This window comes from Cellulomonas massiliensis JC225 (genome assembly GCF_000312005.1).
Lineage (GTDB): Bacteria > Actinomycetota > Actinomycetes > Actinomycetales > Cellulomonadaceae > Cellulomonas > Cellulomonas massiliensis.
In genome coordinates, this window is record NZ_HE978588.1 from 2335374 (window position 1) to 2348228 (window position 12855).

15 protein-coding genes are annotated in these 12855 nt (G+C 74.4%); 6 read left to right on the plus strand and 9 right to left on the minus strand.

The genetic code is table 11. The features are described 5' to 3' along the window. Nucleotides 1–620, plus strand: a 620-nt coding sequence (locus tag HGCM_RS18070; protein WP_040399070.1) for a helix-turn-helix transcriptional regulator, incomplete at its 5' end; no start/stop codon positions are given. On the opposite strand, the gene HGCM_RS11095 is transcribed toward HGCM_RS18070, so the two are convergent. From HGCM_RS11095 to glnA, 5 genes are all read right to left on the minus strand, one after another. Continuing rightward, nucleotides 607–810: a hypothetical protein gene (locus HGCM_RS11095; protein WP_019136905.1), complete on the minus strand. Its 204-nt coding sequence runs from the start codon at nucleotides 808–810 to the stop codon at nucleotides 607–609. The two genes, HGCM_RS18070 and HGCM_RS11095, sit on opposite strands and share 14 nt — an antisense overlap. Next, nucleotides 800–1315 (minus strand): DUF6325 family protein, encoded by a 516-nt coding sequence (locus HGCM_RS18075; RefSeq protein WP_019136906.1) that lies wholly within the window; start codon nucleotides 1313–1315, stop codon nucleotides 800–802. Before HGCM_RS18075 ends, HGCM_RS11095 begins: the two co-directional genes overlap by 11 nt. A gap of 26 nt (nucleotides 1316–1341) precedes the next feature. Further along, nucleotides 1342–1737, minus strand: a complete 396-nt coding sequence (locus tag HGCM_RS11105) for an SHOCT domain-containing protein (RefSeq protein ID WP_218917045.1) — start codon at nucleotides 1735–1737, stop codon at nucleotides 1342–1344. 118 nt (nucleotides 1738–1855) lie between these two features. After that, nucleotides 1856–2683 (minus strand): alpha/beta fold hydrolase, encoded by an 828-nt coding sequence (locus HGCM_RS11110; protein WP_019136908.1) that lies wholly within the window; start codon nucleotides 2681–2683, stop codon nucleotides 1856–1858. A gap of 160 nt (nucleotides 2684–2843) precedes the next feature. Beyond that, nucleotides 2844–4265 carry a type I glutamate--ammonia ligase gene (gene glnA / locus HGCM_RS11115; protein WP_019136909.1) on the minus strand — a complete coding sequence of 474 codons (1422 nt, stop codon included), beginning with the start codon at nucleotides 4263–4265 and terminating at the stop codon, nucleotides 2844–2846. 216 nt (nucleotides 4266–4481) lie between these two features. Between glnA and HGCM_RS11120 the strand changes: the two genes are divergently transcribed. Next, nucleotides 4482–4973: an RDD family protein gene (locus HGCM_RS11120; protein WP_019136910.1), complete on the plus strand. Its 492-nt coding sequence runs from the start codon at nucleotides 4482–4484 to the stop codon at nucleotides 4971–4973. An 82-nt stretch (nucleotides 4974–5055) separates the two neighbouring features. On the opposite strand, the gene HGCM_RS11125 is transcribed toward HGCM_RS11120, so the two are convergent. Further along, entirely contained in the window at nucleotides 5056–5772 is a 717-nt protein-coding gene (locus tag HGCM_RS11125; protein WP_019136911.1) for a DUF4191 domain-containing protein, read from the minus strand. 60 nt (nucleotides 5773–5832) lie between these two features. Next, entirely contained in the window at nucleotides 5833–6834 is a 1002-nt protein-coding gene (gene lipA, locus HGCM_RS11130; protein WP_019136912.1) for a lipoyl synthase, read from the minus strand. Between the two features lie 121 nt (nucleotides 6835–6955). Here lipA and HGCM_RS11135 point away from each other — a divergent pair, with 121 nt between their 5' ends. Then, on the plus strand, nucleotides 6956–7459 hold the full coding sequence (locus HGCM_RS11135; RefSeq protein WP_019136913.1) for a flavodoxin domain-containing protein: 504 nt from the start codon (nucleotides 6956–6958) through the stop codon (nucleotides 7457–7459). 1 nt (nucleotide 7460) lies between these two features. Here the strand turns inward: HGCM_RS11135 and lipB are convergent, their stop codons facing one another. Together lipB and HGCM_RS11145 are read right to left on the minus strand one after the other, a co-directional pair. After that, the gene (lipB, locus tag HGCM_RS11140; RefSeq protein WP_019136914.1) at nucleotides 7461–8129 is read right to left on the minus strand and encodes a lipoyl(octanoyl) transferase LipB; all 669 of its coding nucleotides are present in this window, start codon (nucleotides 8127–8129) and stop codon (nucleotides 7461–7463) included. Nucleotides 8130–8139: 10 nt separating this feature from the next. Continuing rightward, the gene (locus HGCM_RS11145; RefSeq protein ID WP_019136915.1) at nucleotides 8140–8604 is read right to left on the minus strand and encodes a MarR family winged helix-turn-helix transcriptional regulator; all 465 of its coding nucleotides are present in this window, start codon (nucleotides 8602–8604) and stop codon (nucleotides 8140–8142) included. An 83-nt stretch (nucleotides 8605–8687) separates the two neighbouring features. Between HGCM_RS11145 and HGCM_RS11150 the strand changes: the two genes are divergently transcribed. The 3 genes from HGCM_RS11150 to HGCM_RS19945 form a co-directional block, all read left to right on the plus strand. Continuing rightward, complete coding sequence (locus HGCM_RS11150) at nucleotides 8688–10970, plus strand: MMPL family transporter (RefSeq protein ID WP_246119503.1); 2283 nt, start codon at nucleotides 8688–8690, stop codon at nucleotides 10968–10970. A gap of 36 nt (nucleotides 10971–11006) precedes the next feature. Further along, the gene (locus HGCM_RS11155; protein ID WP_019136917.1) at nucleotides 11007–12056 is read left to right on the plus strand and encodes a Gfo/Idh/MocA family oxidoreductase; all 1050 of its coding nucleotides are present in this window, start codon (nucleotides 11007–11009) and stop codon (nucleotides 12054–12056) included. Between the two features lie 195 nt (nucleotides 12057–12251). Then, nucleotides 12252–12855 (plus strand): protein kinase family protein (locus tag HGCM_RS19945; protein WP_503089897.1); only part of this gene is annotated, 604 nt, incomplete at its 3' end.

Genomic DNA, 12855 nt, shown 5'->3' on the forward strand with positions numbered 1-12855 from the left:
GCCTCGCCCTCGCGAACGGGTCGCGCGACGCCGCGGAGGGGTGGGCGGCGCAGGTCGACGACGCGTTCTGGGGTCCGATCAGCCGCGCGCGGGTGGCCCTCGCCGCCGGCGACCGGTCGGGCGCGGACGCCCACCTGGAGCGGGCGCGGGCGCGCTGCGTGCGGCACGAGGTGGTCCGCGGGCTGCTGCAGGCGCGCGCCGCCGGCAGCTCGGAGCTCGCCGTGAAGCTGACCTGCGGCGCCGTCGAGCTGGCGGCCGAGGCGGGGATGCTCCAGACCGTCGTCGCCGAGGGGGAGCCGGTCGCCGAGCTCGTCGAGCGCTCCGCGTGGGCCGTGCCGCCCGACTGGCTGGACCGGTGGCGCCGGACGTACGTCCGCACCCGGCCGAGCGCGCCGGACCCCGCCCTGCCGGAACGCCTGACCGACCGGGAGCGCGAGGTCCTGCGCCTGCTGTCCAGCCGCCTGACGCTGCGGGAGATCGCGGACGAGCTCTACGTGTCGATCAACACGCTGAAGTTCCACCTGCGCGTCATCTACCGCAAGCTCGGCGTGTCCTCGCGGGCCGAGGCGGTGGAGGCGGCGCAGCCCCGCCGGTCGTCGTCGTCCGTCACCCGCGGCTGAGCTTGCGGCGCTGACGGTCGAACTCGGCCTTCGAGACGAGGCCGCGGTCGAACAGCTCGACGAGCTCCCGGGCCTGCTCGACGGTGTCGGTCAGCTCCGGCATCGTCGCGTCGTCGAGCGGCCGGTCGATCCACGGCCGCCGGGTCAGCAGGCCCGGCAGGTCGCGGCGCTCGAGCGGGTCAGGTCGCATGACCGTCCTCCGGTTCCTGGCTCGCTGCCAGCAGAGCACCCGACGCCGCCAGCGAGTCGGCGATCCGGCGGTGCGGGATGCGCTCGCCGCCGACCACCCGTCCTCCGGCCGCCCGCGCCGCCTGCGTCAGCGCGTGGGCCCAGCGGTCCTCGACGACCACCACCAGCGCCGTCGCCCCCGCCGGCAGCGCGGCGCCCACCATCGCGACGTCGTCGTCGCTAAGCAGCCGGCGCGGCACCTCGGACCCGTCGACCAGCGCCGACAGCCCCGGGACGTCGTCCGGCTCGGTGGTCGTCGCCACGCCGTCGATCGACGTGCTGACCACCACGAGGTCGAGGATCGCGATCTCGTCCGCGACGACGAGCGACCGCAGCGCGGCCGCGATGTCCGGGACCCTCGTCAGGTCCGGGAGCGAGACGACGAGGTACTCGACGACGTCGAGGTCCACGCCGGACGTGCGGACCGCCAGCGGCTCGTCGCCGCTGGCGGTCGGGTCGGGTTCCATGCCACCGCACCCCCCTGGCTGGGTGGTCAGGCGAGGGCCTTGGCCTTCGCCGCCTGGAACTCGTCCGCCGTGAGCACGCCCGCGTCGCGGAGCTCCGCGAGCCGCCCGATCTCTTCCGCCGCACTCGACTTCGTCCCCGCCGCGCTCTGGACGTAGCTGCGGAACATCGCGTCCCGCTGCTGGGCGTCCTGGACCGCGTGCTCCGACATCTTCCGGCCCCGGGCGATGAGGTACACGAGCACGCCCAGGTAGGGCAGGACGATCACGAACACCGACCACAGGGCCTTGCCCCACCCGCCGAGATCCGGGCTGCGGAAGATGTCGGTGAAGATCGCGATGAGCATCCAGATCCAGATGACCCAGAGGAAGAACCAGAGCATCCACCAGAACAGGTCACCGCTGCCGAACTCTGCTGTGAGCACCACGTCACCTCCACTGTCGAGCAGCCCCGCGCTGCGCGGCGCCGGAGCGTCGCCGGCACGGAAGAGATCGTGTCGCCGCGGGGGGTGGGGCGTCGCCACCCGTTCCGGGGTGGACCGCTCAGGCGCGCGGCAGCTGCAGGACGCGCGTGAGGCCCGGCTCGTCGGGGTCGTCGACGATGGGGCGACCGTCGAGCCAGGACGTGATGACGTGCGCGAGCTCGCCAGGGTGGCTGAAGTTGATCGCGTGCGCCGCGCCCTCGATGAGCGCGATCGTGACCTGCGGCGGCGCGAGGCGGCCGATCTCCCGCACCCGTGACGGCCGGGGCATCATCGGGTCGCGGCTGCCGAGCACGGCGAGCGCCGGCACCGGGGTGCGGAGCAGGCGCTCCAGCGACGGGAAGCGCGTGAGCTCGCTGAACAGGTGGACGGTGTTCACCGGCCCGAAGCGCAGGTAGTCGGGCACCGCCACCGGCACCATCCGCGGGCTCTCCCGCGCGGCGTCGGTAGCGAGCTGCCGCAGCGCGCGCACGAACGGCTGGTTCTGCACCCCGCCGGCGGGAGAGACGAGCACGATCCGCTCGACCCGGTCCGGCACCTGGTGCGCGACCTCGAGGATGATCGGGCACCCCATCGAGTTGCCGACGAGCACCGCCTGCGGGTGACCGAGTGCGTCGAGGATCGCCAGCAGCGCGTCCGCGAGGGCGGGTATGCCGAGGGTCCGCCCCCACCGAGGGCTCCGGCCGTACCCCGGCAGGTCCGGCACGATCGTGGTGTAGCGGTCGGCGAGGCGCACCGCGGTGGGCATCAGCGACGCCCCCGAGATCGCGAACCCGTGCACGTGGACCACGGGCGTCGTGCCCTCGCGCACCGGGCCGCGCCGCACGAACACGGACCGCCCCCCGACAGGGAGGAGGTCCTCCGTCCACCCGGAGGGGGTGCTCGCCATGGCCCGATCGTGGCAGAGCCGCCCGACGAGGTCGAGAGCACCGCTTCGCGCCGGCCACGACGAGCGGCGCCGGACGCACCGCACCCCCGCCGCGTGAGGCGACGGGGGTGCCGGCACTGCAGGTCACCGGCCCGTGGGAGCAGCCACGGGCCGGCGACGATCACACGTCGAAGTAGAGCTCGAACTCGTGCGGGTGCGGCCGCAGACGGATCGGGTCCACCTCGGCGGAGCGCTTGTAGTCGATCCACGTCGAGATGAGGTCCGGCGTGAAGACGTTGCCGGCGGTCAGCCAGTCGTGGTCGGCCTCGAGGTTGTCGAGCACCTCGCCGAGCGAGCCCGGGACCTGCTGGATGAGGGCGTGCTCCTCGGGGGGCAGCTCGTACAGGTCCTTGTCGACCGGCTCCGGCGGCTCGATGCGGTTCTGGATGCCGTCGATGCCGGCCATGAGCATGGCCGAGAACGCCAGGTAGGGGTTCGACGACGGGTCCGGCACGCGGAACTCGATGCGCTTGGCCTTCGGGTTCGAGCCGGTGACCGGGATGCGGATGCACGCGGAGCGGTTGCGGGCCGAGTACACCAGGTTGACCGGGGCCTCGAAGCCGGGAACCAGGCGGTGGTAGGAGTTCACCGTCGGGTTGGTGAACGCGAGCAGCGCCGGCGCGTGCTTGAGCAGGCCGCCGATGTACCAGCGGGCGATGTCGGACAGGCCGCCGTAGCCCTTCTCGTCGAAGAACAGCGGCTCGCCGTCCTTCCAGAGCGACTGGTGGCAGTGCATGCCCGAGCCGTTGTCGCCGAAGATCGGCTTCGGCATGAAGGTCGCCGTGCGGCCGTGGGCGTGCGCCACGTTCTTCACGACGTACTTGAACAGCTGCACCTTGTCGGCGGACTTGGCGAGCGTGTCGAAGCGGTAGTTGATCTCCGCCTGACCGGCCGTGCCGACCTCGTGGTGCGAGCGCTCCACGTCCAGGCCGAGCGCGTCGAGCTGCAGGACGATCTCGTCGCGCAGGTCGGCGAAGTGGTCGACCGGCGGGACGGGGAAGTAGCCGCCCTTGTACGGGGTCTTGTGGCCCAGGTTCGGGCCCTCCTCGCGGCCGGTGTTCCACGCGGCCTCGATGGAGTCGATGTAGTAGAACGACGCGTTCGGGCCGGTCTGGAACCGGATGTCGTCGAAGATGTAGAACTCGGCCTCGGGGGCGAAGAACGCGGTGTCCGCGATGCCCGTCGACGCGAGGTACGCCTCGGCCTTGGCGGCGACCTGGCGGGGGTCGCGGCTGTACGGCTCGTCGGTGTACGGGTCGACGATGTGGAAGTTCAGGTTCAGCGTCTTCTCGGTCCGGAAGGGATCGATGTAGGCGGTCGTGACGTCGGGGATGAGCTTCATGTCCGACTCGTGGATCGCCTGGAAGCCGCGGATCGACGACCCGTCGAACATCTGGCCCTCGGTGAAGAACGAGGCGTCGACCGACTGCGCCGGCACGTTGAAGTGCTGCATCACACCCGGCAGGTCACAGAACCGCACGTCGACGAACTTGACGTCCTCGCTCTTGATGAACGCCAGGACTTCCTCTGGCTTGCTGAACATCCGCTGCTCCTCGGTTGGTGTCAGCCCGCTGTCCGGGCTGCTGGTGACGGTACGAGCGGGCGATGACGCGGCCGTGTACCGATTGTTTCGACGGTGTTACGGACGCCGCGGCCGTGTAACGATCCCGGGTCGGGCTGGACGATCGTCCGAGGCGTGGACACCAGGTGCCCCGGAGCCGATGCCGGTCCGGCGGCGCGCTCCGCCTACCCTGGCACGGTGGGTGCGCGCGACGACATGAGGTCCTGGCTCGACGGCGGCGTCCCGGCGTCGTCGCCGGGGGACCGGCTGGGCCTGCCGACGAGCGGACGGGGCTCCGTCGCCCGCGCGGGGCGCCGGCTCGCCGCGCTGGCCGTTGACTGGTTCATGTGCCTGCTCATCTCGGCGGCGTTCTTCCCGGGCACCGCGTCGACGTTCTGGCTGACGAGGGGCGACTCGTTCGCGACGCTGGGCGTCTTCGCCCTCGAGAACCTGCTCCTGGTGGGCACGCTCGGCCACTCGTTCGGCCACCGGGTGCTCGGCCTGCGCGTGCTGCGGGTGGTGCCCGGCGGCGCGGGGGAGCCGCCCGTCGTCCTGCCCCGCCCGCCCGGCTTCGGCCGCGCGTTCGTCCGGACCCTGCTGCTGTGCCTCGTCGTGCCCGCGGCGATCTGGGACGCCGACGGGCGCGGGCTGCACGACAAGGCCGCCGGCACCGTCCTCGTCCGCCGCTGACGACGGAGCCCGCCCCCGCAGGACGGGGACGGGCTCGGTCGGACGGGCTCGGTCGGACGGACGCGGCCGGACGGGCGGCCGGTCAGCGGCCGCGCATGCCCTTGCGGTCGGGGCGCACACGCATCGGGTCGACGCCCTTGGGCACCGGCAGGCGCACGCCGCCCAGCGCGTTGAGGCGCTTGCCGACCTCGCCGACCTCGGCCTTCGTCAACTTCGGCTTGAGCCGCTGCACGGCGCGGGGCAGCTTGCGCAGCGGCACCTGCCCCTCCTCGTCGCCCATCTGGATGAGCGTGATCGGGGCGCCGGAGACGACGCGCGCCGTGCGCTTGCGCTCGGCCTCGAGCAGGCGCGACGCGCGGTGCGCCGGGCCCTCGCTCACGAGCACGACGCCCGCGCGGCCGATGCCGCGGAACACGACGTCCTGGGAGCGCGGGTCCATGGCGACCGGCTCCTCGAGGAACGTCCACCCGCGGCGGATCGAGCGCAACGCGGCCAGGGCCGCACCCCGCTGCCCCTCGATCTGGGCGTACGCGGCCGTCTCGGCACGCCGGGCCAGGATGAACATGCCGGCGAGCACCGCGAACGGGACGCTCAGCAGCAGCATGTAGACGAGGTTGTGCCAGACCAGGCCGATGACGACGCCGATGACCAGCACGCCGAGGAACGCCCCGAGCACGAGCCACGTGACGGCCGGGTCGGACCGTCGGGTCATCTGGTAGGCCTGCCAGACCTGGTGGTACCACCGGGTCTTCTTGACCTTGGGGGTCGTGGCGCCTGCCTCGGCGCGGTCGCGTGCCATGGTCCAGGAGTCTACTGACGACGGACGGGTGCCCGGACCGGACCCGGCGGCCGTTCGCCGTCAGCGAGCGAGCAGGCTCGACGCCTCCTGGCGCGCCGTCGTCGGCTCGCCGAGGTGGGCGAGCGACTCCGGGATCGGCAGCCCGCGGCGGGTCATCGCCTGGCCCCACAGGCGCCCGGCCCGGTACGACGAGCGGACGAGCGGGCCGGACATGACGCCGAGGAAGCCGATGCGCTCGGCCTCCTGCGAGAGGGTGACGAACTCCTCGGGCCGCACCCACCGGTCGACGGGGTGGTGCCGGACGGACGGGCGCAGGTACTGCGTGATGGTGACGAGGTCGCAGCCCGCGTCGTGCAGGTCCTGCAGGGCCTCGACGACCTCCTCCGTCGTCTCGCCCATCCCGAGGATGAGGTTCGACTTCGTCACGAGGCCCGCGTCGCGCGCCCGGGTCAGCACCGACAGCGACCGCTCGTACCGGAAGCCGGGGCGGATCTGCTTGAAGATCCGGGGCACCGTCTCGAGGTTGTGCGCGAGCACCTCCGGACGCGACTCGTTGACCACGTCGAGCAGCTCGGGGATCGCGTTGAAGTCCGGGATCAGCAGCTCGACGCCCGTGCCGGGATTGAGCTGGTGGATCTGGCGCACCGTCTCGGCGTAGAGCCAGGCGCCGCCGTCCGGCAGGTCGTCCCGCGCGACGCCCGTCACGGTGGAGTACTTCAGACCCATCGCCTGCACCGACTCGGCGACGCGCCGCGGCTCGTCGGCGTCGAAGTCGGCGGGCTTGCCGGTGTCGATCTGGCAGAAGTCGCAGCGCCGCGTGCACTGGTCGCCACCGATGAGGAACGTGGCCTCGCGGTCCTCCCAGCACTCGAAGATGTTGGGACAGCCCGCCTCCTCGCACACGGTGTGCAGGCCCTCACGCTTCACGAGGCCCTTGAGCTCGGAGTACTCCGGTCCCATGGTCGCGCGGGTGCGGATCCACTCGGGCTTCTTCTCGATCGGCGTCGCGGCGTTGCGTGCCTCGACGCGCAGCATCCGCCGGCCCTCCGGTGCGATCGTCACGTCGGTCAGCCTAACCCGCGAACCCGCCGTGACCAGCGTGAGGACGTTTGTCCCTCGGTGTGACGATGGCGACGGTGCACGCTGGAGCGGTCAGGGCATCGGCAGCAGAGGGGAGCCTTCGATGCACGTGCTGGTGAGCGTCGCGTCCCGTCACGGCGCCACGCAGGAGATGGGGGAGGTCGTCGCGAACGTCCTCGCGGACGCCGGTCACGAGGTCGACGTGCTCGAGCCGGACGACGTCGACGACGTCCGTCCCTACGACGCCGTGGTGCTGGGCTCGTCGGTGTACGTCGGCCGCCTGGCCGCCTCGCTGCGCGACCTGGTGCAGCGCCAGGAGGGCCAGCTGCGCGAACGGCCGGTGTGGCTGTTCTGGTCCGGCCCGGTGGGCGACCCGCCGATGCCGCCGGGCGTGCCGGACGACGTGCAGCAGGTCGCGTCGCACGTGGCCGCCCGCGGCGTGCAGTGCTTCGTCGGCCGCCTCGACCACCGTGCGCTGTCGGTGAGCGAGCGGGCGCTCGTCGCGCTGACGGGTGCGCCGGACGGCGACTTCCGCGAGATGGACGACGTGGCGGAGTGGGGCCGCTCGCTGGCGGGGATGCTGCCGCGGACGGTCGCGTCGCGCTGAGTCAGCCCGCGGCGACGGCCGCCCGCGCGGCGGCCAGCCGCGGCGTGAGCGTGTCGACGAGGTGCGCGCGCACCAGCGGCAGCGCCTCGGCGATCGTCACGCGGCGCCCGGCCTCGGCGGACAGCGACGTCACGTCCGCGTCGGGGATGCCGCACGGCACGATGCGCTCGAACGCCCGCAGGTCGGGCTCGCAGTTCAGCGCGAAGCCGTGCATGGTCACGCCGCGGGCGACGCGCACGCCGATCGCGGCGACCTTGCGCTCGCGCCGCGTCGCGTCGGCGGCGAACCAGACCCCGCTGCGCCCCTCGACGCGCACCGCGTCCAGCCCGAGGTCGGCGCACACCCGGATCAGCGCCTCCTCCAGCGCCCGCACGTAGGCCACCACGTCGACCGGCTCGGCCAGGCGCACGATCGGGTAGCCGACGAGCTGGCCGGGACCGTGCCACGTGATCCGCCCGCCGCGGTCGACGTCGACGACCGGGGTGCCGTCGACGGGACGGTCGGCGCGGGCGGTCCGGCGGCCCGCCGTGTAGACGTCCTCGTGCTCGCACAGGAGCACCGTGTCCTCGCGGTCGCCCTCGGCGACGGCGGCGTGGACCTCGCGCTGCAGCGCCCACGTGGGCTCGTAGGGGACGAGACGGGTGCCGAGCTCCAGCTCCTCGAACTGCATGCCCGTCAGGCTAACCCCGCGCGGCCGGCTCGTCGGGCTCCACCAGCAGGAGCAGGAGCGAGCGCAGCTGCTCGACCTGCTCGTCGCTCAGCCCGCGCACGGTGATGCGCCGCGGCACCTCGCCCGCGGTCGCCTCGAACAGCGCCGCCCGGCCGGTGTCCGTGAGCGAGACCGCGACCCGGCGGTGGTCGGCGGCGTGCGCCTCGCGTGCGACGTGGCCGGTGCGCTCGAGCCGGGCGATGACGCGGCTCATCGTCTGCTCGGTCACGCCGGAGGCGGTCGCGAGCTCCCGCTGCGAACGCGGCCCGGCGAGCAGGTGCGCGAGCACGGGCACCCCCGCGTGCGTGAGGTCCCAGGCGCCGAGGTGGGCGTCCCACTCGCGCTCGACGCGCCGCGCGGCCGCGGACAGCAGGCGGCCGACGGGCCAGTCCTGCGGGTCCGACGACGCCGGGTCGGGGGCGGTGGCGAGGGTCACCCCGACATCCTGCCCGACGGACGGCCGGCGGCACGCCCGGCGGCCCGGCGCTCGAGTTGCCGCGCGGCGGTGATGGCCGCATGATGCTCAGCATGCTGAGCAATCGCCGTGCGGTGGTCGTGCGGGTCGTCCTCGTCGTCGTGTCGATCCTCGCGTGGTTCGCGATCGGGTCGGTCGGCGGCGCGGCCCAGGGGAAGCTGTCCCAGGTCCAGGAGAACGACGCCGCGGCGTTCCTGCCGTCCTCCGCGGAGTCCACCCGGGCCGCCGAGGCGAGCCGCGCCTTCGTCGAGGACGAGACGCTCCCCGCGCTCGTCGTGCTGGAGGACGCCGACGGCGCCGCCGTGAGCGACGAGCAGGTGGCCGCGGTGCGCTCCTGGGCGCAGGACGTCCCCGGCGCCGCGCTGCCCGGAGGCGACGGCACGTGGGCCGACCACCTCGTCGGCGAGGGCGTGGTGGTGCCCTCGGAGGACGGCGAGGCCCTGCTCGTCGTCTTCTCCCTGGACGCCGCCGAGGCGGACCAGATCCTCGCGGACGACGAGCGCGTGACGACCTCCTTCGTCACGGAGCTGCGCACGTCGCTCGAGGCCGAGCTCGGTGCGACCGCCACGACGTCGGGCGACCTCGGCCTGCACGCGTGGGTGACGGGCCCGGCGGGGTTCGTCGCCGACCTCGTCACGGCGTTCGGCGGCATCGACGGCGTCCTGCTGCTCGTCGCGCTGGGCGCCGTGCTGCTCATCCTCGTGCTCGTCTACCGCTCGCCGCTGCTGCCGTTCGTTGTGATCCTCACGGCCGTGTTCGCGCTCTGCCTGGCCGGCCTCGTGGTCTACGAGCTGGCGAAGGGCGACGTGCTGGTGCTCAACGGCCAGTCGCAGGGGATCCTGTCGATCCTCGTCGTCGGTGCGAGCGTCGACTACGCGCTGCTGCTCGTCGCCCGCTACCGGGAGGAGCTGCGGCACGTCGACCACCCGGCGGCCGCCATGCGCCGGGCGCTGCGCGCCTGCCTGGAGCCCATCGCGGCCAGCGCGGGCACCGTGATCGCCGGCGTGCTCTGCCTGCTGCTCTCCGACCTGGGCTCGAACCGCAGCCTCGGGCCGGTCGCCGCGATCGGCATCGCCTCGGCCTTCCTCGCGGCGCTGACCCTGCTGCCCGCGCTGCTGCTGATCCCCGGCCGCCGCGCCCGGGTGCTGTTCTGGCCGCGCGCGCCGCGACCGGCGTCCGCCACCGCCGGCGAGGTCGAGCACCCGCACGGCGCCCACGAGCTGACGGCGGCGGACCCGGACCCGGCCGACTCGCCCGGCCTGTGGGGGCGCCTCGCGCGCTGGGTCGGCCGCCGGCCGCGGTCCATCTGGGTCACGACGGCGCTGGTGCTGGCCGCCGCTGCGGCGTTCCTGCCGTCGTTCGACGCGAGCGGGACCAGCCAGTCCGACGTGTTCCTCACGGACGTCGACGCGGTGGCCGGCGAGGAGGTGCTGGCGGAGCACTTCCCGGCCGGCGCGGTCCAGCCCGCCGTCGTCATCGTCGACCAGGAGGACGCGCAGGCGGTCGCCGCCGCCGCGCAGGACGTCGAGGGCGTCGAGTCGGTCGCGCCCTACACCGGCGCGCCGGGCGGCGCACCGGGCGGCGGCGAGCCCGTCGTCGTGGACGGCCAGGTCCGGCTCGACGTCGTGACGACCGCTCCCTCGGACTCCCAGGAGGCCGTGAGGACGGTCGAGGCGCTGCGCACGGCCGTGCACGACGTCGCGCCGGACGCCCTCGTGGGCGGCGCCGCGGCCGAGCAGCTGGACACCCAGCTGGCGAGCCAGCGGGACCTGCGCGTCATCGTGCCGACGGTGCTCGCGGTCATCATCGTGATCCTCATGCTGCTGCTGCGCTCGGTCGTCGCCGCTCTGCTCCTGCTCGTCGCGAACGTCCTGTCGTTCGCCGCGGCGCTCGGCGTCGCGGGGCTCGTGTTCGAGCACGTGCTCGACTTCCCCGGCGCCGACCCCGTGGTCCCGCTGTTCGCGTTCGTGTTCCTCGTCGCGCTCGGCGTCGACTACTCGATCTTCCTCATGACACGCGTCCGCGAGGAGTCGGCGCGCGACGGCACCGCGGTCGGCGTCGTCCGGGGCCTCGCGGTGACCGGCGGCGTCATCACCTCGGCCGGCGTCGTCCTCGCCGCGACGTTCGCGGCGCTCGGGGTCATCCCGCTGCTGTTCCTCGCCCAGATCGCGTTCATCGTCGCGTTCGGGGTGCTGCTCGACACCCTCGTCGTGCGGAGCCTGCTCGTGCCCGCGCTGGTGCGTGACGTCGGCGACCGGACATGGTGGCCCTCGGCCCTGGCGCGGCGGGAGCACCACGCCCGGCACGAGGTCGAGCCGCGGGCGTAGCCCCGGCACGGCGGTGGGCCTCTCTACAGTGGCCCCATGGAGCCGTTGCGCGTCGGTCTGGTCGGGTACGGGGCAGCGGGCCGGGGCATCCACGGCCGGTTGCTGCGGGAGGCCGGGCAGCGGGTCACCGCCGTCGTCACCCGCGGCCGGGGCGAGCAGGTGGAGGCCGACTGGCCGGGCGCCCGCGTGGTGCCCGACCTCGACGCCGTGCTCGCGCTCGCGTCGTCGCTCGACCTCGTCGTGGTGGCGAGCCCGACCGGCGAGCACGTGGCGCACGCCACCGCCGTCCTGGAGGCCGGCCTGCCGGTGGTCGTGGACAAGCCGCTCGCGACGGACGCCGCCGGCGCGCAGCGCGTCCTGGACGCCGCGACCCGGACGGGCGGGCGCCTGACGGTGTTCCACAACCGGCGCTGGGACGACGAGCAGCGGGCGCTGCGGGCGCTGCTGGCCGACGGCACCCTCGGGCGCGTCCACCGCTTCGAGCGGCGTTGGGAGCGGTACCGGCCCGAGCCGATGCACCGGTGGAAGGAGCAGGACCCGGTCGGGGGCGGCCTCCTGCTGGACCTCGGCGCGCACCTCGTCGACTCCGCGGTCGAGCTGTTCGGACCGGTCGAGCAGGTCTACGCGGAGGTGCGCTCGCTCACGACGCCGGCCCCCGACGACGTCTTCCTCGCGCTGGTGCACGCGCCGCAGGACGGCGCGCCTGCCGTCGTGAGCCACCTGCAGGCCGGCGGTCTCGCCGGTGCTCCCGGCCCGCGCACGCGCGTGCTGGGCTCGGACGGTGCGTACCTCGTCACGGCGTTCGAGGGGGAGCCCACGCCGTTCGCGGCGCTCGACGACGCGTACGAGGAGTCCCGGCGGCCCGGCGAGCCCCGGCACCAGGGCTGGCTGGTGCGCGGCGCCGAGCGCACGCCCGTGCCGGCACCGGACGGTGACGGGCACGTCGGGTTCTACCGGGCCGTCGTGAGATGGCTGCGCGACGGCGGGTCCGCGCCCGTCGACCCGGTCGACGCGGTGCGCACCGCCCGCGTGCTCGACGCGGCTCGACGGTCGGCGCGCGAGGGGCAGGTCGTCCGGCTGCGGTGAGCCGCGGGGGCGTCGCCGGCGCGAGGCCCTGTGGACGACGAGCGACGCGCGGGTGCGCGATCCGCTTGGATCCCGCGCATGCCCTCCTCGCGGCGCCGTGCCCTCCGCCCCGACCCGGCGCGCACGCCCGCGTCGCGCGCTCGAGGCGTCCCACCACCCGCCGTGACGGCCTGGGTCCGGGATCGCGCCGGCGACGTGCTCGGACCACGGGGGGACGGCTGGCTCGCGCGCCTGCCCGAGGGCCAGGTCGGCGTGCACCTGCTGGACGTCGCCCCCGACGACGCGCTCCTCGCCCGCGCCGGCAGCCTCGCCGCGGTCCGTCACGACCACCTCGCCCGCCTGGTCGCCGTCGAGCCGCTCGGCGCGGGCGGCCTGCTCGTGGCCGCCGAGCACCACGAGGCGACGGGCCTGGCCGACCTGAGGCGGGCGCGGGCGCCCCTGTCCGCGCCCGAGGCGCTGACCGTCGTCATCCCGGTCGCGCAGGCGCTCTCCGAGCTGCACGCCCGCGGGCTGGTCCACGGCGCCGTCGGCGACGGGACGGTCGCGGTGCGCCCCGACGGCCGGCCCGTCCTCCTGGACCTGCGTGCGGCGCTGCTGGGGCTCGGCACCGAGCGCACCGACGTGGCGAGGCTGCTCGGGGCCGTCCTCGCGCAGATGGCGCCCGCGGAGCTGCACGCGCTGGCCGGGGGTGAGGGCCGGACGGTCCACGAGCTGCTCTCCCGCCTGCAGGCGGAGCCGCCGGCGGCGGCGCGCCTCGTCCAGGAGTGCTTCGCCGCGGGCGAGCCGGCGGCGGTCCGCC